We start from the raw sequence: 24,655 nt of genomic DNA, 5'->3' as shown, positions 1-24,655 counted from the left end.
CAGCAGCGCTCGGCTATGGAGACAATGCCACGGGAGGGAGTCTCATGCCGACGCGGTCAACAACCAGCCATTCCGAAGATGCTCCAGTGGAAAATGCGTTGGCAGAAAATGCCCTGGGAGATGGGCGGGCCGATTTCGATTTCTTCTTCGGACGCTGGAACGTCAACCATCGAAGGTTGCAGGAGCGCCTGCAAGGCGACACGAACTGGGACGTGTTTGGCGGGACATGCGAGGTGCGCCCGATCCTTGGCGGACTCGGCAATGTCGACGACAATGTGATTGAATTGCCGGTCGGCGCCTATCGCGCCGCCACGCTGCGGACCTTCGATCCGGCGACGAGACAATGGTCGATCTGGTGGATCGACGGCCGCAATCCGGCGACCATCGATATTCCGATGCGCGGCGCCTTCCAAGCAGGCGTCGGCATGTTCCTGTGTGAAGACGTTTTTGACGGACGCGCTATCCAGGTTCGCTTCCTGTGGTCGCGGATGACTGAAAAATCGGCGCGCTGGGAGCAGGCTTTTTCAGCGGATGGCGGCAAGACCTGGGAGACCAACTGGATCATGGATTTCGCCCGGCAAGTGTAGGCCGACGATCGACCTGGAAGGCATTTTTTCAAGCCAAGTCATTCTTTCAAGCCAAGCCATTCTTTCAAGCCAAGTCATGGAATTCAATGATTTGGAGCGGTCTTTTGGCGTCCGGACGAGCACGGCATTCAATCAGGAGTTGTCGTCGCTTCCCGGAATGAAGGCATCGAAGGCGGCAAAGAACTGCTCGCGATAGAAGTCGGTCTCCTGCAATATTTCATGGCGTGCACCATCGATCACCAGCAGTGAACCGAGACGCAGGCGTCTGGTGTAGGTTTCCACCGCTTTCGTCGAGACGACCTGGTCGGCGCCGGCGGCGACCACCAGCAAGGGAACCCGGATCCTGGCCATGAAGTCGGGATCGCTGATGACCTCGGAGGCCTGCGCCGCCGCTTTCAGCCAGCGGATCGTCGGGCCGCCGAGCGCCAGCTGCGGGTAGGTTTCGTAGAGCAGCGTGTTGCGCCGATACCGCTCGGGATCCGATGTCACCTTGTTGACGGCAAAGGGTATGGTTTTTCTGGGCCGCGGACCCCAGGCGGCGTAAAGCTTGCCAAGGCCCAGCAGACAGAACAGCGAGCAGAGGCGGCGAACGGTGGCTGTCGAGACCGGCAGGTCGGGCACCGCCAGGAAGGGCGCGATCAGCACCATGCGCCGTACGCGGTTCACCATCGACGGCCCGGCAAGCAGCGTGATCACCGCCCCGGCCGAATGGGCCAATATGTAATACGGCCCCCGGCAGTCGGGCAGCACGATCTCCTCGAAGAACTGTTCCAGGTCGCCGGTGTAGTCGAAGAAACTGCGGACATAGCCGCGCTCGCGATCGCTGATCAGCCGGTCGGAACCGCCCTGGCCGCGCCAGTCAAAGGTGGCGACGCCAAAACCGCGGTCGGCGAGGTTGCGGATGGTCTCGAAATACTTTTCGATGCACTCGTTGCGGCCGGTCAAGAGGACCACGGTGCCCTTCATCGGGCGGGCAACGGCGGGAAAGAGGCCATAACGGATTTTCTTGCCGTCGCGCGCGGTGAAGAAACCACGGGCCGCATTTTCCGGCAGCGGATTGCCCGGAATTTCGTGGAAGAGGGGAATTTTGTCGAGGAGGTCCGTCATTCGGCGCTGCGTTTTAAGTGTCGCTGCCTGCATGGCGCAAGCTTTGGTAGGCATAGACGCCCCATGCAGCAAAAGCAAAGGGCAGCAAAAGCAAAGGAATTCCGGACGCGTTGGAAAGGCTGAACGAGCCAGACGGCGAGTGAGGCCGAAAGCAGCTTGCGGCGTGCTTCCGGCCCCCCGTCGATCCGGGAGGAAGGGACGTTACACCCGGTCGGCCTCGTTGCGGCATCTCGCGCATAACCGCGAAAACCGCAGCCGATTTCGCCGTGAATCATGCGCAATCAAAGTGTTACAGCTTCCTTTTGCGTGTCCGAGAGGACGCGCGACGCCGTAACCGCCGCCTGTTCCTTGATCCTGGAAGCAGTCTAGCGCGACTTAGCTGAACGTCCGCCGAAGCCGCGGTTCATCTGCCGTTCATCGAGGCGGCAGAATCTTGAAATGCCTTCTCGTGCTCCCCAAATGTCTGCTGCGGCCGCCAATGTCGGGGCCGCTGGCCCATCCGGAACGCCGTCACGGGTTTCGCACCGGCCATACGCAAACCTTGTTGCTCAACAGGAGAACACACCATGCGTCACGTTGATTTTTCCCCGCTTTATCGTTCGACCGTCGGTTTCGACCGGCTGTTCACCATGCTCGATTCGCTTGCGCAGCCGGAAGGTGCACAGACCTATCCGCCCTACAACATCGAGCGCACCGGTGAGGATTCCTATCGCATCTCGATGGCGGTCGCCGGCTTCTCGGACGATGAGCTCTCGATCGAGGCTCACCGCAACGTTCTGACAGTCAAGGGTGAGCGCAAGGAGGGCAATGGCGAAGGCTCTGAACTGCTCTATCGCGGTATCGCCAGCCGGGCCTTTGAGCGCCGCTTCCAGCTTGCCGACCATGTTGATGTCGTCGGCGCCTCGCTGAAGAACGGCCTGCTCTTCGTCGACCTCAAGCGCAATATTCCCGAGGAGCTGAAGCCGCGCAAGATCGCGATCACCGCGTCTTCGGCGAAGGCCAAGCAGATCGAGGCCAAGACCACCGCGTAAGCTGCGTCACAAAGACGACCTAACAGACGAGGGGCGGCGCCTGGCGCCGCCCTTTTTGAATTAAGTGCCGCTATCCAGCAATTAGCTCGCCAAAGCGGTCGACCTCTTCGGCCGTGGTCGCAAAGCTGGTGACGAAACGATAGAGCGCTTCGTCCTCGCCGATATGGCCATCAAAGTCGTGCGGCTTGTGCCAGTCGTAGAAGGCGGCACCGGCCAAATGCACCCGTTCAGCCTTGGCCTTTTTCATCACCGCGAACACTTCGTTGGCTTGCGGCAGCCAGGCCAGACGCGCCGACGGGGAATCCTCGATCAGTGCTGCGAGGCGTGCTGCCATGGCGTTGGCATGCCGGGCCGTGTCGAGCCACAGGTCGTCCTTGAAATAAGCTTCGAACTGCGCTGCGATGAAGCGCGATTTCGAGAACAATTGCGCCGCGCGCTTGCGCAGGAAGGCCAGTTCCCTGGCGCGGTCGAGGTCGAACAGCACGATAGCCTCGGCGCACCAGCAGCCGTTCTTGGTGCCGCCGAAAGAGAGGATGTCGACGCCGCCCTTCCAGGTCATCTCCGCCGGTGTTGTCTCGAGCGCGACCAGCGCATTGGCGAAGCGGGCGCCATCCATGTGCAGCGGCAGTTTGTGATGCTTGGCGATCGCCGAAATCCTGGCAATTTCGTTCAGTGTGTAGATGGTGCCGACCTCGGTCGACTGGGTGATCGACACCGCCATCGGGCGCCCGGAATGGACGATTTCAGCCGCGAACCGGCCGACCGCCCTGTCCAGCCTATTCGGATCGATCTTGCCCAGCGCGCCGTCGACGGGATGGAGCCGTGAGCCGCCGGTAAAGTATTCCGGGGCGCCGCATTCATCCTCGATGACATGCGACTCTCGATGGCAGAAGGAAATGCCGCCCGATTTGTTGTAGGCGGTCAGCGACAGGGAATTGGCGGCGGTGCCGGTGGCCACGAAAAACACCGCGACCTCGCGCTCGAAGATTTCGTTGAAGCGCTGGTATGCGGACTCGTCGAGGGCGCCGTCGCCATAGGCGGTGGAAAAGCCGCCGGCATGGGCCGACAGGCCCGCGGCGATGCTGGGATGGGCGCCTGCCCAATTGTCGGAAGCGAAATTCATGCGTTTGCCTGTGCTGGGAAAATCGAGGCGACCTTGGCCGCTTTCGCATGCCGCTCGCAAGTGCCAAGTGCCGGAAAAGCGGTAAAGCCAACGAGAGGCCGGGGACCTAAAGCGCGTCGCGTTCGGCCGGCCTCATGCGACGCGCTTTTAGGTTGTTGTTTTCATGCATGTCGTTATCGCAAAACCGCAGCACACTTTTGCGCGACATGCATTAAGGCGGACGACTGAAGGTTGCGTTTTGGCCGGGTGGCGCGTAATTTTCTGTCTCTGGATGCCCACAATTGTTGTGAATCGGTCTTGTGCACATCCGCAATTTCTGTCATAAAAATTTAGGACAGTAGTGCTGTCTTATTTTGTCGCACAAAACAGGCTGGATTGGCGTATCATTGGGCCTCTCCGGCCGTTGCCGCGAGCGACAGTAGACAGCCCGGCTCTGGCCTGTACGATTGCCGGATGCGAACCAGGCCGCCTGGTTCGGCAAGGATTTCGCAAGACGGGATTTCGCAAGACGTGCCGCAAGGATGAAAGGGAAGCTCATGCGCTTCCCAACGGAAACCAGCGCCCTAAGGGCTGGGATGGAGGACAGGACGATGACGGAAGTGACGCCATCTGCGACGAACGGCCCGGCCGCGCAGACGAAAGCGCTAGCCGTCAAAAATCCGTCCATCGCCACTGGCCTGACCAGGATCGGGCGGACCCCTACCGGGTTCGCCGCCCACGGCCTTTACGATCCGCGCAACGAGCACGATGCCTGCGGCGTCGGCTTCATCGTCAATATGAAGGGCGTCAAGTCGCATCAGATCGTCACGGACGGCCTGGCGGTGCTCGAAAATCTGACGCATCGCGGCGCCGTCGGCGCCGACCCACTGATGGGCGACGGCGCCGGCGTGCTGGTGCAGCTTCCCGACCGCTTCTTCCGTGAGGAGATGGCCAGCCAGGGCGTCGAACTGCCCAAGCCCGGCCATTACGCCGTCGGCCATGTGTTCATGCCGCGCGATCCTGAGCTTCAGGCGCATATCGAAGGCATCATCGCCGAGGTCGCGCAGCTCGAAGGCCAGCCGCTGCTCGGCTTTCGCGACGTGCCGGTCGACAATTCATCGCTGTCGAAGGCGCCTGATATCGCTGCTTCAGAACCGGTCCAGCGGCAGGTGTTTTTGGGTCGTGGCGCCGAGATCGAGAGCGACGACGATTACGAACGGCGGCTCTACATCCTGCGCAAGGTCATTTCCGGTCGTATCCACGAAGAGACCAAGGGCGTCGACAATGGGTTCTACGTCGTGTCGATGTCATCGCGGACCATCGTCTACAAGGGCATGTTCCTGGCCTATCAGGTCGGCGCCTATTACAAGGATCTGACCGATCCGCGTTTCGAGACGGCGCTGATCCTCGTCCACCAGCGCTTCTCGACCAACACCTTCCCCTCGTGGAAGCTGGCGCATCCCTATCGCATGGTCGCCCACAATGGCGAGATCAACACGCTGCGCGGCAACGTCAACTGGATGGCGGCGCGGCAGGCCTCGGTCGATTCCGAACTGTTCGGCAACGACATCTCCAAGCTGTGGCCGATCTCCTATGAGGGGCAGTCGGACACCGCCTGTTTCGACAATGCGCTCGAATTCCTGACGCAGGGCGGCTACTCGCTCGCCCACGCGATGATGATGCTGATCCCTGAGGCCTGGGCCGGCAACAAGCTGATGGATCAAGATCGCAAGGCCTTTTATGAATACCACGCCGCCCTGATGGAGCCGTGGGACGGGCCGGCGGCGGTGGCCTTCACCGACGGCCGCCAGATCGGCGCCACGCTCGACCGCAACGGGCTGCGCCCGGCGCGCTATATCGTCACCGACGACGATCGCGTCATCATGGCCTCGGAAGCTGGCGTGCTGCCGGTGCCGGAGGAAAGGATCGTCAAGAAGTGGCGGCTGCAGCCCGGCCGCATGCTTTTGATCGACCTGGAGAAGGGCCGCATCGTTTCCGACGAGGAGATCAAGTCGGAGATTGCGACCAGGCATCCCTACAAGAGCTGGCTCGCCAACACCCAGCTCATCCTCGAAGACCTGAAGCCGGTCGAGCCGCGGGCGCTGCGCAGGGACGTCAGCCTGCTCGACCGCCAGCAGGCGTTCGGCTTTACCCAGGAAGACACCAAGCTGCTGATGTCGCCGATGGCGACCACCGGCCAGGAAGCGGTCGGCTCGATGGGCACCGACACGCCGATTTCGGCGATGTCGGACAGATCGAAACTGCTCTACACCTATTTCAAGCAGAACTTCGCCCAGGTCACCAACCCGCCGATCGACCCGATCCGCGAGGAACTGGTGATGAGCCTGGTGTCGTTCATCGGGCCGAGGCCGAACATCTTCGATCTCGTCGGCAATTCGCGTCGCAAGCGGCTCGAAGTGCGCCAGCCGATCCTGACCAATGGCGATCTTGAGAAGATCCGCTCCATCGGTCATACCGAGGACCGTTTCGACACCAAGACGATCGACATCACCTATGCTTCGAACGAAGGCGCGGCCGGCATGCAGGGCGCCATCGACCGGCTGTGCGAGCGCGCCGAGGCGGCGGTCGCCGGCGGCTACAACATCATCATCCTGTCCGACCGTCAGCTCGGGCCGGACCGCATCGCCATCCCGGCATTGCTGGCGACGGCGGCGGTCCACCATCATTTGATCCGCAAGGGATTGCGCACGTCGGTGGGGCTGGTGGTCGAGTCCGGCGAACCGCGCGAGGTGCATCATTTCTGCTGCCTTGCGGGCTATGGCGCCGAGGCGATCAATCCCTATCTCGCCTTCGACACGCTGCTTGACATGCACAAGCGCGGCGAGCTGCCGGCCGAAGTCGACGCCAATGAGGTCGTCTCCCGCTACATCAAGTCGATTGGCAAGGGCATTCTCAAGGTGATGTCGAAGATGGGCATCTCGACCTACCAGTCCTATTGCGGCGCGCAGATCTTCGACGCCATCGGGCTGAAGACCGATTTCGTGCAAAAATATTTCACCGGCACCGCGACGCTGATCGAAGGCGTCGGGCTGGAAGAGATCGCGGCCGAGACGGTCAGCCGCCACGCCGACGGCTTCGGCAACGACCCGGTGCTGCGCAACAGCCTCGAGGTCGGCGGCGAATACATGTTCCGCATGCGCGGCGAAGCGCATATCTGGTCGCCCGATGCGGTGGCCACCCTGCAGCACGCCGTGCGCCAGGGATCGTGGCAGACGTTCAAGGACTATTCCGCTCAGATCGACAGCGAGACGGCGCGGGCGCAGAGCATTCGCGGCCTGTTCAAGATCAGGCTGGCCGAAGAAACCGGGCGCAAGAAGGTCGCGCTCGACGAGGTCATGTCGGCTGCCGATATCGTCAAGCGGTTCTCGACCGGAGCGATGTCCTTCGGCTCGATCTCCAGGGAAGCGCACACCACGCTGGCGCGCGCCATGAACACGATCGGCGGCAAGTCGAACACCGGCGAGGGCGGCGAAGAGGCCGACCGTTACCTGCCGCTGCCGGACGGCGGCAAGAACCCCGAGCGTTCGGCGATCAAGCAGGTCGCTTCCGGGCGTTTCGGCGTGACGGCGGAGTATCTGGTGAACTCCGATGTGATGCAGATCAAGGTAGCGCAAGGCGCGAAGCCCGGCGAGGGCGGTCAGCTGCCCGGGCACAAGGTCGATGCCACCATTGCCAAGGTCAGGCATTCGACGCCCGGCGTCGGCCTGATCTCGCCGCCGCCGCATCACGACATCTACTCGATCGAGGATCTGGCGCAGCTCATCTACGACCTCAAGAACGTCAACCCGGCGGCTGATGTCTCGGTCAAGCTGGTTTCCGAAGTCGGTGTCGGCACGGTTGCGGCCGGCGTCGCCAAGGCGCGCGCCGACCACATCACCATTTCCGGCTATGACGGCGGCACCGGCGCATCGCCGCTGACCTCGCTCAAGCACGCCGGCAGCCCGTGGGAAATGGGCCTTGCCGAGACGCACCAGACGCTGGTGCTCAACGGCCTCAGGTCGCGCGTCGCGCTGCAGGTCGATGGCGGCCTGCGCACCGGGCGCGACGTCGTCATCGGCGCGCTGCTTGGCGCCGACGAATTCGGCTTCTCGACCGCGCCGCTGATCGCGGCCGGCTGCATCATGATGCGCAAGTGCCATCTCAACACCTGCCCGGTCGGCGTCGCGACGCAGGATCCGGTGTTGCGCAAGCGCTTCAAGGGCACGCCGGAACATGTCATCAACTTCTTCTTCTATGTGGCGGAAGAGGTGCGGGCGCTGCTCGCCGAGATGGGCTACACCCATCTCGACCAGATCATCGGCGACACCGACCTCCTGGAGAAGCGGGGGCTGATCCAGCACTGGAAGGCACGCGGGCTCGATTTCAGCAAGATGTTCTTCAAGCCGGATGCGCCGCATGAGGCGGTGCACTGGACCGAGCGGCAGAAGCATCCGATCGACGACGTGCTCGACCGCAAGCTGATCGAGTTGGCCAAGCCGGCGCTGGACGCCAGGCAGCCGGTCGGCATCGAGCTGCCGATCCGCAATGTCGACCGTTCGACCGGCGCCATGTTGTCGGGCGAAGTGGCAAAGCGCTTCAGGCACAAGGGCCTGCGCGAGGACACGATCTCGGTCAAGCTCACCGGCACCGCCGGCCAGTCCTTCGGCGCCTTCCTGGCGCGTGGGGTTTCGTTCGAGCTGGTCGGTGCGGCCAATGACTACGTCGGCAAGGGCCTGTCGGGCGGCCGCATCGTCATCCGCCCGCCTGAGAACACCAAGATCGTCGCCGCGGAGTCGATCATCGTCGGCAACACGGTGCTTTACGGCGCGACCGAGGGCGAGGCCTATTTCTGCGGCGTCGCCGGCGAGCGTTTTGCGGTTCGCAATTCGGGCGTCGCCGCCGTCGTCGAAGGTGTTGGCGACCATGGCTGCGAGTACATGACCGGCGGCATTGTCGTCGTCATCGGGCAGACTGGCCGCAACTTTGCCGCCGGCATGTCGGGCGGCGTCGCCTATGTGCTCGACGAGGTGGGTGATTTCGCCGAGCGCTGCAACATGGCGATGGTCGAACTGGAACCCGTTCCTGAAGAAGACGACCTGATGGAGAAACTGCTCCATCATGGCGGCGACCTCGACCACAAAGGCCGCGTCGACGTGTCCGGCGACATGACCAGCCATGATGAGGAGCGGCTCTATCAGCTGGTCTCGAACCACGTCCATTACACGGGTTCGGTGCGCGGCCGCGAAATCCTCGACAACTGGGCGACTTTCCGGCCGAAATTCCGGAAGATCATGCCGGTCGAATACCGCCGCGCGCTGATCGAAATGGAACGCATGCGCATGGGCGTTGCGGCGGAATAGGCTTTGGGAGTTGCCGGGAAGCAAAGCTTCCCGGTCGACGCCTTCATCAACAATCCTGGCCTCGGACTGAAGGTTGCCATGGCTGCCTTATGAGGTTAACGGGTGCGACGTCGAGCGCGCCATCTGGACAGCAGGGACTGGACTATGGGCAAGGTAACAGGGTTTCTCGAGATCGACCGGCAGGTGCACAAGTACCAGCCGGCTTCCGACCGCATCCGGCATTTTCGCGAGTTCACGCTGCCGATGTCGGACAAGGAGGTCGAGAAACAGGCCGCGCGCTGTATGGATTGCGGCATTCCGTACTGTCACGGGCCGACCGGCTGCCCGGTCCACAACCAGATCCCGGACTGGAACGACCTCGTCTACAACGGCGACTGGGACAATGCGATCCGCAACCTGCATTCGACCAATAACTTCCCGGAATTCACCGGCCGCATCTGTCCGGCACCTTGCGAGGAAGCCTGCACGCTGAACCTCGAGGACATTCCGGTCGCCATCAAGACGATCGAGCAGGCAATCGCCGACAAGGCCTATGAAACCGGTCATATCCGGCCATATCCGCCGGAAAGGAAAACCGGCAGGCGCGTGGCAATCATTGGCTCGGGGCCGGCCGGCATGGCGGCCGCCCAGCAGCTTGGCCGCGCCGGTCACGACGTTCACGTCTATGAGCGTGAGAGCCGGCCGGGCGGGCTGATGCGCTACGGCATCCCCGACTTCAAGATCGAGAAGCACTACATCGACCGGCGCATCGAGCAGATGCAAGGCGAGGGGGTGAGCTTCCATTGCGGGATCAATGTCGGCGTCAACAAGCCGGTGGCGGAGCTGCTCGCCGAATATGATGCGGTGCTCTATTGCGGCGGTTCGGAAACGCCGCGCCCGGCCAACATTCCCGGCGACGATCTCGACGGCGTGCATGACGCGATGCCTTACCTGGTGCAGCAGAACAAGCGCATCGGCGGCGAGCCGATCCAGTCGGTGGCGTGGCCCTCGCCGCCGATCGTCGCCGGCGGCCAGCATGTCGTCGTCGTCGGCGGCGGCGACACCGCGTCCGACTGCGTCGGCACTGCCTTCCGCCAGGGCGCCGTGCGTGTCACCCAGCTCGACATCCGGCCGCAGCCGCCGGAAAAGGAGGACAAGCTTTCGGTCTGGCCCTATTGGGCGACGAAGATGCGCACCTCGTCCTCGCAGGCGGAAGGCGCCGAGCGCGAGTTCCAGGTGGCGACGCTCGAATTCATCGGCGAGGACGGCGCGTTGACCGGCGTCAAATGCTGCGAGGTCGATGAAAGGCGCAAGCCGATCGCCGGCACGGAATTCGTCATCCGTGCGGATCTCGCCTTCATCGCTATCGGCTTTGCCGGGCCGGCCGCCGTCGGGCCGGTGTCGGAACTGGCTGGCCAGATGAAGATCGCCATCGACAGCCGCCGCTCGAACAACGTCGAGGCCAATGATCGCGACTACAAGACCGGCGTCGAAAAACTCTATGCGGCGGGCGATGTGCGCCGCGGTCAATCGCTGGTCGTCTGGGCGATCCGCGAGGGCCGTCAGGCAGCGCGTTCGATCGACGAGGCGCTGATGGGATCGAGCGTGCTGCCGCGCTGAGACCGTCGCCTACTTGTGCGGCCGTCCGGCAGGTTTACGGAGTGATCGCGGTGGTCGTTTCGGGCACGGCCGGCGCCGCAGGCTGCTTCCTTGGCGGCCAGGAAAAATCGTCGGCGCGGCCGGGCGAAGCAGCTGATGCCTTGCCCCCAATGACGAGTTTTTCGCCGGGCCCGTACGCCTGTGCCGGCGCTGCGGCGCCGAGAAGTTCCGAACCTCCGTCGAGTGCCGGATCGCTGAGCAGCATCGGCACCGTGCGATCGACGGGCATGGGTGTCGGTGTCGGCGCCCCGACCGGAGCGCCGGCTGGCGCATAAGCTGCCAGTGTGCCCGGAGGCGAGGTCATTCCAAGGATCTTCAGCAAGGGTTTTTCGGCATAGAAGGCGAGCTTGCGTTTGCCGGCTTTCGACACACGGATGCCGTCGTCGGTGCGCAGGCGCACCGGCTGGCCGTTGATATCAGGCCCGCTGGTGACAAAGGCGCCTTCCTCGTCGACGAAACCGTCCCAGATGTCGACGAATTCGCCGCCATGGCTCTCGGCCGTCGAGCGGTAGATGTCGTTGAAAGCCAGCATGTCGGAGGTCATCTTCGGCGCCTTGAAGGCCGGCATGCCGACCCACAGATACGGCACCTTGGCCGATGCGATGGCCCTGCCGAACGCTTCGGTACGGCGTTCGTATTCCTTGGTCCACGCTTCGGACCGTGGCTGTTCGCGTTCACCGTTCACGCGCATCTGCTGCCGATCGTTGGAACCCAGCATGACGATCACGGCCGCCGGTTTTTCGGCCTCGATCAGCGACTTGATCTGTTCGGGCCAGTTGTAGAAATCGTCACGCACGAAACCGGACGAACCATTGCTGCGAACGACGATCCTGACCTTGTTGTTTTCGGCGAAGGCGGTGTCGAGACCCTCGGCGAGGCCGGTCGCCATGAAATCGCCGACCACCAGAACGGTGCGGGCATCCGGCGCCTTCTCGACAATGGGGGCTGCCGGCTCAGCCGGCCGGCGCGGCGCGGCACGCGACTTTCTGACTTTTGGCTTGCGTGGCCCGATCCTCTGAATCCGTCGCGGCTCAATCAGTCGTGGCGGCTCCATCCGCTCGCTTCGGCGCAGAAACAACAGGTCGCGCAGCGACCAGCCACGCCTTTGTTCTTCCTGCGCCACGGCCGGCGTGTGAAAGACGGCGGTGCCGACGGCCAGGACGGCAATAGCCAGAATCAGGATCGGCACGCGACGAAGGATCACACGGATACGCGCAGCCGAAACCAATTACCGTCTCCATCCCTAAAGAGCGCCGGACTCTGATACAACCGTGCCGCCGCTCTACCTTAAGTTGAGCATCGGATTTCCTCAAAACCGGTTTGGGTCCGATGCTCCAGGTCTGCCCTATGCGAAGCTAGTTCTGCCTGAGCCATTTGAGCACTTCCATGCTCGGATGTCCGTCCTGGGTCAAGCCAGCCTTCGCCTGGAAGGCCATGATGGCGGCTTTCGATCCCTCGCCGATCTTGCCGTCGAACTTGCCGTCATAGTAGCCGTACTGGGAAAGCCGTTGCTGAAGCTCCTGCCTCTCCTCGAAGGAGAGCTTCGTGAAAGGCCGCTTCCAGTCCTGCACAAGCCCACCATAACCGGCGATTTCGTCGGCAAGAAGGCCAACGGCAACCGCATATTTGTCGGCATTGTTGTAACGCTTGATGACCGAAAAATTCTTGACCATCAGGAAAGCCGGGCCGCCGCGGCCGCCTGGCACCTTCAGCGTGGCCTTCTCCCCACTCTTGAACGGCTTGCCGTTGGCACGCGTGACACCCAGCGCTTGCCATTGCGACAACGACTTCGATCCGGCCGGGAACTTCTTTCCGTCGGGAAGGCTGACTTCATAGCCCCAGGTCTTGCCGGCCTGCCAGCCGTTCTTCCTGAGCAGATTGGCGGCCGTTGCCAATGCATCGGGAATCGAATTCCAGATGTCGCGCTTGCCGTCGCCATCCATGTCGACCGCATAGGCCTGGTAGCTGGTGGGAATGAACTGGGTATGGCCCATGGCGCCGGCCCATGAGCCGCTGAGGTGGCTTTTATCGATGTCGCCCCTTTGCAGGATCTTCAGCGCCGCGATCAACTGTGTGCGGGCAAACTTCGATCGTCTCGAATCGGCATAGCCAAGCGTGGCCAGCGAACGCACGACATTGCGCATGACATCGTCGCGCTTGAGGATTTCGCCGTAGTTCGATTCCATCGACCAGATCGCCAGCAGGATGTGACGGTCGACGCCGTATCTTGCCTCGATCCTGTCCAGCCACGGCTTCCACTTCCTGGCCATCTGCTTGCCAACAGCGACCGACTGGTCATGGACGCGGTTGTCGAAATAGTCCCAGGCGGGCGCGGTGAATTCGGGTTGATAACGCGCTTTTTCCAGCACGACCGGGTCGGCATCGCTGATGCCCTCGAATGCGCGGTCGTAAACGGCGCCGGAAACGCCGCTCCGCACCGCGGTGGCGCGGAAGCTCGCCACCCATTGCCGAAAACCGGCGTCGGCAAAAGCCGATCCGGTGGGCATCAGCAAGGCAAGCGACAGACTGGCGGCCGCAACGATGCTGGTGAAGCGCTTTGCGGCGTCGCGAACGGACATCTTTTCCTCCTTCTTCATCACAGGAAGATCATTCATCGCCGAACCCGGTTAGCATTTAGTTTACCATAGGTGCCGTTGGGAACGAAAAGGCGGGTTGGTGCTTTACGGACTACAGATTTTTTCTGACCAGCCGTTCCATAATCCCAGATTCCGGCACGAAAATGTCTTGAAGCGGGATTGCCGAACAGCCTTAGAAGCGGATATTTGACAGCATGAAGAGAGTTCGCAAGGCAGTTTTCCCGGTCGCTGGCCTCGGCACGCGTTTTCTCCCGGCCACCAAGGCCATACCCAAGGAAATGCTGACCGTCGTCGACAGGCCAGTCATCCAGTATGTGGTCGACGAGGCACGCGAAGCCGGCATCGAGCATTTCATCTTCGTGACTGGACGCAACAAGGCGGTCATCGAGGACCATTTCGACGTTCAGTTCGAACTCTATGACACGCTCGCCCAACGCGGCAAGGACGACGAGCTCGCCCGCCTGCAGCGGCTGCAACCTTCGCCAGGGCAGACCAGCTTCACCCGCCAGCAGGTGCCGCTTGGCCTTGGCCATGCCGTCTGGTGTGCCCGCGAGCTGGTCGGCGACGAGCCCTTCGCGCTGCTTTTGCCCGATATGATCATGCAGTCCGAAAAAAGCTGCATGAAGGAGATGGTCGAGCTTTATGCCGAGACCGGCAACAACATCGTCGCGGTTCAGGAATGCGACCCCGCCGAGGCCCATAAATACGGTATCGTCGGCCGCGGCGAGGATACGCATCACGGTTTCCGCATTACCGGCATGGTGGAAAAGCCGAAGACCGGCTCGGCACCCTCCAACCTATACATCAACGGGCGCTACATCCTGCAGCCGGAGATATTTGGGATACTCGAAGGCCAGGAGAAGGGCGCCGGCAACGAGATACAACTCACCGATGCGATGCTGAAGCTGGAGAAGCAGCAGCCCTTCTATGGCTGCCACTACCGAGGGCGCACCTTCGATTGCGGATCGCCGGAAGGCTTTGTCGAGGCCAACGTCGCCTTCGCGCTGTGGCGCAGCGACATGAACGGACGCATGGCGGGCGTTATCAGCAAGCTTCTCGACGAGATGAAACCGTCAGAGCAGCGGGGCGCGGCGTTCTAACCCCCGGGCTAATGCATGCGCGCAAAAGCATGCCCTCGGGCCTGAACCGAGGGTGCGCGGCGGCTTGGTTTACGGCTGCAGCGTCACCCCGACAAAGATGCTGTGGGCGGTGTAGTCGCGGCCCTCGATGTTGCTGGTCTGTTTTTCAGTTCTGGCGCGGGTGGTCAGTCCGGCATATCGGTTCAGCCACCATGTCAGTCCGGCCTCGGCGCTCAGCGTCAGATCATGGCCGTCCGACCCGATGTAGTCGCGCCAGTCTACCCCGAGAGCTGCGTTGCCGATCAGGTTGGCACGGATTTCCCGCTCGGCGGTGAGGCGGCCGGAGTAAAGGATGGTGCCGCTTTCGTCGGCGGTTGTCGTGCCCTCGACGATCGTCTGCCCGGTGAGGCCGATCGTGGTGCCGCGTTGCGGCGACCATCTGAGGTCGGCGTTCACCGTGGCGCCCGAAATTGCCGGCAGGCGGTCATCGTCTATCGCCTCGCGCAGCCAGCCGGCCGAGAACTCGCCGGCAAGCTTCTCGCCGAGGTCGAGCTCGGCGCCGGCCCGAACCCCAAGCCGCGTCGAAGATCGTTCGAAACCATTGCTGTCGACGCGCAAATCATAGACCCGGCGACCGATTTCGACCTCGGTGAAAGGGGTGATGGCGGGCGAAATCTCATAGCCGGTGCGCAAGGTGGCGGTATAGAGCGTCGAATCGCGGTCTTTCTGCGACAGCGTTCCGCCCGTCGAAAGCCTGGCGTCGCCGTAGATGTCGTGTTCGACTGCGCCGGTCAGGGCGAAGCGCATCTTGCCGGCATCCTTCTCGACCGCCAGGCTGCCGTCGATGGTCTGGCGCACCGGCTGCTCGGCGGTGCCTTCGATGACGACCGGCGAGGAAGCCGATTCCGGTGCCGCCTCGTAACCGAGCCTGGCGATGGCGCGCAGATCGTTGTCGAACTCGACATTGAGCGTGCCTTCGACACGGCCGCGCGCCTCCTCAACCTCGTCGCCCGATAGGGTCTTGAGAAAGGTGCCGTAGCCGTCGACGGTAGCCGAATTCTCCCGCCAGTCGGAGATGGCGTTGAAGCGCAGCGTCGTTTCCGACAGGAGGGCCGGCTTGCCTTCGCTGCTTGAATCGGCATTCGATGAGGCCTTCAGGCCTTGCTCGAGCGTCGGCCTGATCACGAAGGAGCCGAGTTTGATGCCGGTGGCGGCGAACGGGTCGTCCTCGGCCCTCCTGTCCCGGCCTTCGATGGCTTCGGCGCGCTCGGCGCCCGGATCGAGTTGCTGCCTGTCGGCGGAATCGATGGTCACGGCACGGGAATTGATTGGGTCCGTCTCGGCGGTGTCCTCGTCATCCGTCGGGGCCGTCGTCGCGGTGGCGGCCTGTGTCTCGGCGGCTTCGTCCTGATCGGCTGCGCCCTGGGTTGCGCTCGATGGCCGGCGCGGCGGGACGGGAACGGGGGCGTCCGCAAACGGATCGTCGGTTGCTGCCGGCGGATCAAAAATGCTGCCGGTCGCCGGTGCCGCGTCGTCGTCCTGCACGGCGCCCGGGCTGGCCGGCTGATAGGCGGGCGACGGCGCCGTGCTCTGGGTGGTTGCACCGGCCTGCGCCGTCTGATCCTGGGCGATGCTCAATTGCCTGGTTTTGCGCTGCTGGTCGTCCAGAATCGCCGATTCCGAAACCTCGCCGCGCAGCTCGGTTACCTGGGCATAGGGCTGCGCAGGCCGCAGCAAGGCGAAGACGCTGGTCGCCAGCAGCAAGGCGCAGACCGCCTTGCCGTTTCGTCTTCTTTTCTTTTCAGGCGGGGCCCCGGACATCGCTACCACTGCTTGCGCGGCGCACGCGCGCCATACTTACCGAACCGTAAACGGGGATGGTTAACGGAGGGTTGAGCGACGGTCGATCAAAGCCCACTGGATAGCTACCGGATGGCAATTCCGTTGGACAGGCGCGCAGCAAAGCGCTAATCGCATCAGCCATGCATGCGGGATCCCCAGACAAGAAGCGGCTCGATGGGCAGGCTTCGATCGCCTCGGCGCTTAGAACGGTAGCGACCGAGCAGGCCGGTGTCGCGGCGCTGGCGGCCGCGCTCGAGAACGGGTTGACCGAACCGTTCGCGCGCGCCGTCGATATGGTGTCGCATATCGCCGGCCGCGTCATCGTCACCGGCGTCGGCAAGAGCGGCCATATCGGCTCAAAGATCGCGGCGACGCTCGCCTCGACCGGCACGCCGGCTTTCTTCGTCCATTCTGCCGAAGCCAATCATGGCGACCTCGGCATGATCGCCAGGGACGACGCCATCATCGCCATATCGTGGTCGGGCGAGAGCCGCGAGCTCAAGGGCATCATCGCCTATTCCAGGCGCTTCTCGATTCCGCTGATCGCAGTCACCGCCGGAGAGCGATCGGCGCTGGCGCGGGCGGCCGATGTGGTGCTTTTGCTGCCGCGTGCGCCGGAAGCCTGCCCGCACGGCCTGGCGCCGACGACATCGACGCTGCTGCAACTGGTGATCGGCGATGCACTGGCCATCGCGTTGCTCGAAGCGCGCGGCTTCACGCCGGATCATTTCCGCACCTTCCATCCCGGTGGGCAACTTGGCGCCAATCTGACGCAGATCCGCGAGATCATGCATGTCGGCGACAGGCTGCCGCTGGTGCCTTCCGGCACTGGAATGCAAGAAGCGATCCTCGAATTGTCGCGCAAGGGGTTTGGCTGCGTGGCGATAACCGATGCGGATGGTGCGCTGATCGGCATCATCACCGACGGCGACATCAGGCGCCACATCGGCAGCAATCTTCTGGCGATGAGCGTCGATCAGGTCATGACCAAGGAGCCGAAGACGGCCGGATCGGATACGCTGGTGGCGACCGCGCTGCAGACGATCAACAGTTCGACCATCTCCAGCCTGATGGTTGTCGAAGGCAGACGGCCGGTCGGACTTGTCCATCTGCACGATCTGCTGCGCATCGGCGCGGCCTGAGCTCGCCTGAGCGAATTTCGAAACTGAGAGACATCAGGCCTGTTTGAAAAGTCGCCTGCCGAGATGGTCGGATCAGTCCAGGACCGCCTCGACCGTCAGTTCCAGATCGGTGTCGGCCGCGCCCGTCACGCGCACCTGCGTGCCGGCCGGCAGGTCGGGGCCGGAGATGCGCCATAGCGTGTCGCCCAGCTTTATGCGGCCGCGGCCGTCCTTGATCGGCTCGTCCAGGGTGGCCATCCTGCCGATCATCTGTGCGCCGCGGCGGTTGAGCAGTGGCTGATCGGTGCCATCATCGCGCCCACCCACCAGTCTCTTGCCGACATAGGTTGAAACCAGCGACATCGCCAGGAAGGCGAGAACCTGGATCTGCCAGGTCCAGAAGTCCGCGTCCCAGATGAGCAGGGACACCACGCCGATCAGCAGCGCGGCGATGCCGATCCACAGCATGAATATGCCCGGTGCGATGACCTCCATCACCAGGAGGACGAAGCCGAGAACCATCCAAACCCAGGGGCCGAGTTCGGAAATGATGCGCTCGAACATGGCCTCAGGTCTCGCTGGGACGAACCACGGGCGGGCGTGCAGCCTGCCGCGTGGTGCCGGCAGTGCCCTCTGCGCCGAAAACTTCCTTGGCGATCGCGCCGATGCCGCCGAGCGTGCCGATCAATGACGAAGCTTCCATAGGCATCAGCACGACCTTGCTGTTTGTGGCGGAGCCGATCCTGGTCAGTGCTTCGGTGTATTTCAGCGCAACGAAGTAGTTGAGTGCCTGCACGTCGCCCTTGGCGATCGCTTCCGACACCACTTGCGTGGCGCGGGCCTCGGCCTCGGCCGAGCGTTCGCGCGCCTCGGCGTCGCGGAAGGCGGCTTCCTTGCGGCCCTCGGCTTCCAGGATCTGCGACTGCTTGAGGCCTTCGGCGTCGAGGATCTGCGCGCGCTTGTTGCGCTCGGCCATCATCTGGCGACCCATCGATTCGACGAGATTGGCCGGTGGATTGATGTCCTTGATCTCGACGCGGGTGATCTTGATGCCCCAGGGATGTGCCGCCTCATCGACGACGCGCAGCAGGCGTTCGTTGATGGCGTCGCGGTTCGACAAAAGCTCGTCGAGGTCCATCGAGCCCATCACGGTACGGATGTTGGTCATCGTCAGGTTGAGGATGGCGTTCTCCAGCCCGGCGACCTGGTAGGCGGCCTGCGCCGCGTTGAGCACCTGATAGAAGGCGACACCGTCGACGGCGACGGTGGCGTTGTCGCGGGTGATGATCTCCTGCGTCGGGACGTCGAGCACCTGCTCCATCATGTTCAATTTGGAGCCGATGCGGTCGACGAACGGCACGATGAGGTTGAGGCCGGGACTCAATGTCCTGGTATAGCGGCCAAAGCGTTCGACGGTATAGTTGTAGCCTTGCGGGATTGTCCGGATGCCTTTGAAAAGCACGAGCACGACAAGAGCGACAAGAACAAGAAGCGCGATATCGAAACCACTGAAATCCATTTGGCTCTCCCTCAGATGCCGGCCACGGAAATGTTTCAACGCGACCGACTTCACCAAACACTTAAGTGTGTTTCAAGAACGTTACAATCAGGTGATAGTGGATAACCGGTGCATAGAAAGCCGGTTAGCGGCGCTCGATTATGTCCGCTTCAGATCCAGCCCGACAGTTCGCGCCGCACCATCGCCTCGATCACCGCCATGCCCTCGGCACTGTCGTTGAGGCAGGGAATATGCGCGAACTTTTCGCCGCCGGCATGATGGAAGGTCTCCGCCGCCTCCCTGCCGATCTCGTCCAGCGTCTCGATGCAGTCGACAGAAAAGCCCGGATTGACGATGGCGATCGATCTCACGCCTTCTCCGGGCAATTTCTCGACCGTCTTGTCGGTGTAAGGCTGCAGCCACTCCTGCGCGCCGAAGCGCGACTGGAACGTGGTGATCAGCTTCTTCTCATCCCAGCCGAGCTTTTCCCGCAGCAGCCGGGTCGTCTCAAGGCAATGGGCCTGATAGGGGTCACCCTTGTCGGAATAGGGTTTCGGAATGCCGTGATAAGAGGCGATGACCATTTCCGGCTCGAAATCGAGGCTCGCCAGATGGCGCTCCATCGAACGGGCGAGCGCTTCGATATAGACCGGTTCGGCATAGTAGGGCGGCACGCTGCGGATCGCCGGGGCGCGGCGCATCTTCATCAGCGCGCGAAACAACTGGTCGTTGGCGGTGGCGGTCGTGGTCGCGGAATATTGCGGATAAAGCGGAAAAGTCAGAATGCGGTCGCAGCCCTGCGCGACCAGCCCTTTGGCGACGCTCTCGGTCGAAGGATTGCCGTAACGCATTGCCCAGTCGACGCTGACGCCGGGCAGGTCGCGCAGCGCCTCGGTCAGCTTTTCGCTCTGAGCGCGGGTGTAGGTGCGCAGCGGCGACTCGTCACGCTGCCGGTTCCAGATCCTGGCATAGTTGGCGCCCGACTTCTTCGGCCGTGTGGTGAGAACCAGCCCGTAGAGGATCGGGTACCAGATCGCCTTGTTGAGCTCGATGACGCGCGGATCGGACAGGAACTCCCTGAGATAGCGCCACATCGGCTTGAATTCCGTGCCGTCGGGAGTGCCGAGATTAACCAGCATGACGCCGATCCTGCCCGCCCCGACCGGCGGCTGTCCTGCCGGCAGCGGGTCGAGGACCGTCGCGGCCTTGGGATCGGCAGGGTTGGAAGGCGTCATAAGGGATCTCCGGATACCGCGCGAAACTAGCGATGCCGCGCCGGTTTTCAATGCAGCGTCTGGCCGCACCTTATCTAAGCTTGGGAGGCGAAAGCAGAAAAACCCGCCCGGTTTGCCGGACGGGTTTTCCAACAATGACAGAAGAATTCAGTTTGCGGCCGGGATGGTCAAGGTTGCGCCGACGGGAAGCCGGCGCGGCTCGTAATCCTGGTTGGCGTCGGAGATCGTTTTCCACCTGGCGCCATCGCCATAGGCCTTTTCCGCCAAATCCCAATAGGTGTCGCCGGCAACGATCACATGGCTGCTTTCGGCCGGCTTTGCCGGCTCGGCAGGCGCAGCCTCCGCTGGTGCCGGCGCTGCCGGGGCGGGTTCCGTCGGCACGGCTGGCGGTGTCGTGGCAATATCGTCCGAACCGGCCGGCGGTTCGGGCATCGCCGGCTCCGCAGTCGCGGCTGGAGCCGTTTCTGCCGGTTTTGCGGGCTCGGCCGGAGCGGGAGCCTCGGCCGGCTTCGCCGATTCCTGGGCCGGCTGCTGGGCCGGTTCCGCCGCGGCGGCGGCCGTGATTTCGGTGATGCGGCCCTCGATCTTCGGCGTATAGGGCCGATGCGCGCCGAGATAATCGGCGACCACCTGTTCGAGGCCCGGACCGTAATCGTAGGCGTTCTTGGCCTTGTCGGCGAACACCTTGTAGCCGTCGCCACCCTGGCGCACATAGTTGTTGGTGGCGACCAGGTAATCCTTGTCCGGATTGATCGGCGTCCACCCGCCGCCTTGCATGACCTCGACCGACTTGACGCGCCCGGCATTCGCGGCGGCCGATTTGTCGAATGAATACTTCAGGCCGGCAACCTGGGGGAAGCGGCCGGCGCCGTCCTCGATCTGGCTGAGACCGTTCTCGAGCCCGGCAACCAGATCCTTGCCGGAAATCTGGAAGGTCGCCACTGTGTTCTGGAACGGCAGCACGTTCAGCACCTCGCCCATGGTGACGGTGCCCTGGTCGATCGAAGCGCGCAGACCGCCGCCATTCGTGATGACGATCTCGACACCCTGGTCCTTGACGCGGTCGAGGACGGCATCGGAGACGAGATTGCCCATCTCGCACTCGCGGGTGCGGCAGTTCTCACGGCTGCCGTCGATCGCCTTGGTGGTTTCGGCGACCTCCTGGTTCTTCAACGCCTCGATCGGCGCGCCGAGCTCCTTGATGCGGGCAAGCACGGCGGGGTCTGGCGTGATCGATTTGTCGAGGTAGATCGGGTCGCCGCTGGCCTGCTTGACGACACCGTTGTCGTCGAACACGACCTTGAACTCGCCGAGATATTTCGAATAGGACGCCGCCTGGACGACCGGCACCTTGTAGCCGTCCGGATTGTCGACCATCGTCGGGTAGGGGCCTTCAGCCTTGGGGTCGGTGTTGGACAGCAGCGAATGGCTGTGGCCGCCAACCACCACGTCGACACCGGGGATCTTGGCGATGACGTCACGCTCGCGCTTGTAACCAATATGGGTGACCGCGATGATCTTGTTGACGCCTTCTCCCTTCAACCTCTCGACCTCTGACGTGATCAACTTGACGTCGTCCTCGATCGTGACGTTAGGGCCTGGCGAAGCGAGCTCCGGCGTGTCGTTGGTGACCGCGCCGACGACGCCGATCTTCTGGCCGCCGACCTCGATCACAACAGACGGTTTCACGCGGTCACCGAGCTTGGATTGCGCGTTGGCATTCACATTGGCGCCGAGCACCGGAAACTTGATCATATCCAGGAACGGCGCCAGCGCCGCCTCGCCATCGTCGAACTCGTGATTGCCGACCGCCATGGCGTCGAATTTCATCTGGTTGAGGAATTCGCCTTCGGTCTTGCCCTTGTAGGTCGTGTAGAACAGCGAACCCTGGAAATTGTCGCCGGCGCTGAGCAGCAGCACGTTCTGGCCTTCCAGCTTCATGCGCTCCTGGGCGATCGCCGTGATCAGCCGCGCCGCGCCGCCGGTGCACTCGCCCTTGGTCTCCTCTTCGGCCGAGCAGGTCGATTCATATTTGTTGTTGCTTTCGATGCGGCTGTGCCAGTCGTTGATGTGCAGGATGTTCAGAGTGTAGTCGGCAAAGGACATGCCGGTCGACAGGCCAAGCGTAGACGCCGAAAGGGCGGCAATGGCGGCGATCTTCTTCATCTTCGTCTCCCGGATGACCTGTTTAACGCCCTCGCTCGACTGGAACGAAACAGCCGGCTTCTCGCCCATGTTCACATCGCGTTTTGGTCGATGCAAGTGGAATCGGGCCCAGCTTTGCCGGCACAAAAAGACGGCGGCCTCAAGCCGCCGTCCTTTGCAAATGCAGTTCAGTATGGGCTCAGGTGCGTCGCGTCAGCACAAAGTTCTGCCCGCTCACGCTGGTGCAATTAAGCTGCGAGGTGGAGATCAACAAGCAGTTGAAGCTGATCGGCGTCTGGCGAATCAGCGAAGTGCCCTGGATTTGGACCGAAGTGCCGCCGGTCATGGCGTAGCTGCCGTCGGCAAGCTTCTGGCCGGTGTCGGTGGCGACGGTCTTGAAGCTGCCGCCGGCGAAGGTCGACAGGCCCGTGCCCTGCGCGTCGATCCATGAGCCTTCGACCGGACTCCGCGTGGCCGATGGCGGCCCGCCCGGGCCGGCGGTGGTGCACGCCGCCAAGGCGGCAGCGGCCGCGACAATGCCGGCCGAAAGCAATTTGCGCGCAATCGTCATCATCAAGATCCTCTCCTCTCGCATTGGCCCGAAAATCGATGCGATCTTTCGGAAAGCACGATGCGTACACTCGAACCGCCAGAGCGTACTTTGTGCGTCCAAATGGATGCACGTCGCTCCAGGCCGCCTTCCTTCAATCGCCCGATTTCCGGACGATTGCAAGGCAGTGAGACATTGCTTTCGAACGAGGATGTTGAACTATCGAACGAGGATGTTGCGGAATTGCCATGGGTCGTTTTTGTCGAGGTCTTCCGGGAACAGCCCAGGGCGGTTGTCGAGCGGCGTCCAGTCGGTATAATAGCCCTTGATCGGCCCGAGATAGGGCGACTGCACTTCCAGGCAGCGCCTGTAGTCCATCTCGTCCGCCTCGACGATGCCGGCCTCGGGATTTTCCAGCGCCCAGACCATGCCCGCCAGCACTGCCGACGTGACCTGCATGCCCGTGGCGTTCTGATAGGGCGCCAGCTTGCGCGCTTCCGCCAGCGACAGCTGCGAGCCGTACCAATAGGCGTTCTTGTCGTGGCCGTAGAGCAGCACGCCGAGTTCGTCGACACCGTCGACCAGTTCGTTTTCATCGAGCACGTGATGCACCGGTTGTGCCTTGCCGGCGGCGCCGAACATCTCGTGCAGCGACAGCACGGCGTCGTTGCAGGGATGGTAGGCGTAGTGGCAGGTCGGGCGATATTGGACCTTGCCCTTCTTGCCGCGCAGGGTGAAGAAGTCGGCGATCGAGATCGACTCGTTGTGGGTCACCAGGAAGCCATATTGCGGGCCCGGCGTCGGGCACCAGCTGCGCACACGCGTGTTGGCGCCCGGCTGCTCCAGATAGATTGCGGCCTTCGAGCCATGCTTGTGCTTCTTGCCGTTCTTCGGCATCCACGTCTCATGCGTGCCCCAGCCGAGCTCGGCCGGTTGAAGCCCTTCCGAGATGAAGCCTTCGACCGACCAGGTATTCCAGAACACGTTCATCGGCTTCGGCTTCTTGGTGCGCTGTGTGTCGCGCTCGGCGATGTGGATACCCTTGACGCCGGCCTTCTTCATCAGCCTGGCCCAAGCTTCGCGATCGTGCTGCGCGGGCTCCGAGAATTCGAGGCCAAGATCGGTGGCGAGGTTGACCAGCGCCTGCTTGACGAACCACGAGACCATGCCTGGGTTGGCGCCGCAGGTGGAGATTGCGGTCGCCCCGCCGGGGTGCGCGCGCTTTTCTTCGATCATGGATTCGCGCAGCGCATAATTGGTGCGGCTGCCAGTGTCGGCCTTGGTGTCGAAATAGAAGCCGAGCCATGGCTCGACGACGGTGTCGATGTAAAGCACGCCCAGCTTGCGACAGAGACGCATCAAATCCACCGAGCCGGTGTCGACCGACAGGTTGACGCAAAAGCCCTGGCCACCGCCTTTGGTCAGCAGCGGCGTCAAAAGCTTCTTGTAGTTCTTGCTGGTCACCGCATCCTGCATGAAGGTGATGTCGCGCTCGTCGAGCAGCTTGCGGTCGGTATCGCGTGGGTCGATGACCGTCATGCGCGACTTGTCGAACTTGAAATGGCGCTCGATCAGCGGCAGCGTTCCCCGTCCGATCGAGCCGAAGCCGATCATCACGACAGGGCCGGTGATCTCACCGTAAACGGGCCAGTTTTCATTCGCCATTTTATCGATTACTCCCTCAGACAGGCTGAAAAGCCGGGCAAACAGACGCAAAGCGGAGCACTTTTTTGCCCGACCGCCACGCGCTACAACCACAGATC

The 24,655-nt window shown here is 62.7% G+C and carries 17 protein-coding genes; 6 read left to right on the top strand and 11 right to left on the bottom strand.

Annotated elements, in window-relative coordinates; all coding sequences use genetic code 11:
• Positions 1 to 98: 98 nt before the first annotated feature.
• Positions 99 to 587, top strand: coding sequence for a DUF1579 domain-containing protein (locus AC0L18_RS06355; protein WP_473491110.1), 489 nt, complete (start codon positions 99 to 101; stop codon positions 585 to 587).
• Between the two features lie 132 nt (positions 588 to 719).
• On the opposite strand, the gene AC0L18_RS06350 is transcribed toward AC0L18_RS06355, so the two are convergent.
• Entirely contained in the window at positions 720 to 1,694 is a 975-nt protein-coding gene (locus AC0L18_RS06350; RefSeq protein ID WP_473491109.1) for an alpha/beta fold hydrolase, read from the bottom strand.
• Between the two features lie 566 nt (positions 1,695 to 2,260).
• Here AC0L18_RS06350 and AC0L18_RS06345 point away from each other — a divergent pair.
• Positions 2,261 to 2,725, top strand: a complete 465-nt coding sequence (locus tag AC0L18_RS06345) for an Hsp20 family protein (protein WP_023798077.1) — start codon at positions 2,261 to 2,263, stop codon at positions 2,723 to 2,725.
• Positions 2,726 to 2,795: 70 nt separating this feature from the next.
• On the opposite strand, the gene AC0L18_RS06340 is transcribed toward AC0L18_RS06345, so the two are convergent.
• Positions 2,796 to 3,848 (bottom strand): threonine aldolase family protein, encoded by a 1,053-nt coding sequence (locus tag AC0L18_RS06340; protein WP_473491108.1) that lies wholly within the window; start codon positions 3,846 to 3,848, stop codon positions 2,796 to 2,798.
• 590 nt (positions 3,849 to 4,438) lie between these two features.
• On the opposite strand from AC0L18_RS06340, the gene gltB reads away from it, so the two are divergent.
• Both gltB and AC0L18_RS06330 read left to right on the top strand, forming a co-directional pair.
• Positions 4,439 to 9,187: a glutamate synthase large subunit gene (gene gltB / locus AC0L18_RS06335; protein ID WP_473491107.1), complete on the top strand. Its 4,749-nt coding sequence runs from the start codon at positions 4,439 to 4,441 to the stop codon at positions 9,185 to 9,187.
• A gap of 144 nt (positions 9,188 to 9,331) precedes the next feature.
• Positions 9,332 to 10,786, top strand: a complete 1,455-nt coding sequence (locus AC0L18_RS06330) for a glutamate synthase subunit beta (protein ID WP_473491106.1) — start codon at positions 9,332 to 9,334, stop codon at positions 10,784 to 10,786.
• 34 nt (positions 10,787 to 10,820) lie between these two features.
• Here the strand turns inward: AC0L18_RS06330 and AC0L18_RS06325 are convergent, their stop codons facing one another.
• Positions 10,821 to 12,053, bottom strand: a complete 1,233-nt coding sequence (locus AC0L18_RS06325) for an SGNH/GDSL hydrolase family protein (protein WP_473491105.1) — start codon at positions 12,051 to 12,053, stop codon at positions 10,821 to 10,823.
• Positions 12,054 to 12,180: 127 nt separating this feature from the next.
• The gene (locus AC0L18_RS06320; RefSeq protein ID WP_091594951.1) at positions 12,181 to 13,404 is read right to left on the bottom strand and encodes a lytic murein transglycosylase; all 1,224 of its coding nucleotides are present in this window, start codon (positions 13,402 to 13,404) and stop codon (positions 12,181 to 12,183) included.
• A 212-nt stretch (positions 13,405 to 13,616) separates the two neighbouring features.
• Here AC0L18_RS06320 and galU point away from each other — a divergent pair, with 212 nt between their 5' ends.
• Entirely contained in the window at positions 13,617 to 14,522 is a 906-nt protein-coding gene (galU, locus tag AC0L18_RS06315) for a UTP--glucose-1-phosphate uridylyltransferase GalU (RefSeq protein ID WP_473491104.1), read from the top strand.
• Positions 14,523 to 14,591: 69 nt separating this feature from the next.
• Here galU and AC0L18_RS06310 read toward each other — a convergent pair whose 3' ends face one another.
• Positions 14,592 to 16,322, bottom strand: a complete 1,731-nt coding sequence (locus AC0L18_RS06310; protein ID WP_473491103.1) for an outer membrane beta-barrel protein — start codon at positions 16,320 to 16,322, stop codon at positions 14,592 to 14,594.
• A 161-nt stretch (positions 16,323 to 16,483) separates the two neighbouring features.
• On the opposite strand from AC0L18_RS06310, the gene AC0L18_RS06305 reads away from it, so the two are divergent.
• Positions 16,484 to 17,485, top strand: coding sequence for a KpsF/GutQ family sugar-phosphate isomerase (locus AC0L18_RS06305; RefSeq protein WP_473491102.1), 1,002 nt, complete (start codon positions 16,484 to 16,486; stop codon positions 17,483 to 17,485).
• Positions 17,486 to 17,557: 72 nt separating this feature from the next.
• Here the strand turns inward: AC0L18_RS06305 and AC0L18_RS06300 are convergent, their stop codons facing one another.
• The 6 genes from AC0L18_RS06300 to AC0L18_RS06275 form a co-directional block, all read right to left on the bottom strand.
• Positions 17,558 to 18,028 carry an NfeD family protein gene (locus AC0L18_RS06300; RefSeq protein WP_287059912.1) on the bottom strand — a complete coding sequence of 157 codons (471 nt, stop codon included), beginning with the start codon at positions 18,026 to 18,028 and terminating at the stop codon, positions 17,558 to 17,560.
• Between the two features lie 4 nt (positions 18,029 to 18,032).
• Complete coding sequence (locus AC0L18_RS06295; RefSeq protein WP_473491101.1) at positions 18,033 to 18,983, bottom strand: SPFH domain-containing protein; 951 nt, start codon at positions 18,981 to 18,983, stop codon at positions 18,033 to 18,035.
• A 149-nt stretch (positions 18,984 to 19,132) separates the two neighbouring features.
• The gene (hemH, locus tag AC0L18_RS06290) at positions 19,133 to 20,197 is read right to left on the bottom strand and encodes a ferrochelatase (RefSeq protein ID WP_473491100.1); all 1,065 of its coding nucleotides are present in this window, start codon (positions 20,195 to 20,197) and stop codon (positions 19,133 to 19,135) included.
• Between the two features lie 147 nt (positions 20,198 to 20,344).
• Complete coding sequence (locus tag AC0L18_RS06285; RefSeq protein ID WP_473491099.1) at positions 20,345 to 22,363, bottom strand: 5'-nucleotidase C-terminal domain-containing protein; 2,019 nt, start codon at positions 22,361 to 22,363, stop codon at positions 20,345 to 20,347.
• A 178-nt stretch (positions 22,364 to 22,541) separates the two neighbouring features.
• Positions 22,542 to 22,913 carry an outer membrane lipoprotein Omp10 gene (gene omp10, locus AC0L18_RS06280; RefSeq protein ID WP_128170933.1) on the bottom strand — a complete coding sequence of 124 codons (372 nt, stop codon included), beginning with the start codon at positions 22,911 to 22,913 and terminating at the stop codon, positions 22,542 to 22,544.
• A 198-nt stretch (positions 22,914 to 23,111) separates the two neighbouring features.
• Positions 23,112 to 24,557, bottom strand: coding sequence for a homospermidine synthase (locus tag AC0L18_RS06275; protein WP_128183461.1), 1,446 nt, complete (start codon positions 24,555 to 24,557; stop codon positions 23,112 to 23,114).
• Positions 24,558 to 24,655 lie beyond the last annotated feature (98 nt).

It is taken from the genome of Mesorhizobium sp. WSM4819 (assembly GCF_055811215.1).
This window is presented reverse-complemented; position numbering and strand designations above follow the sequence as displayed.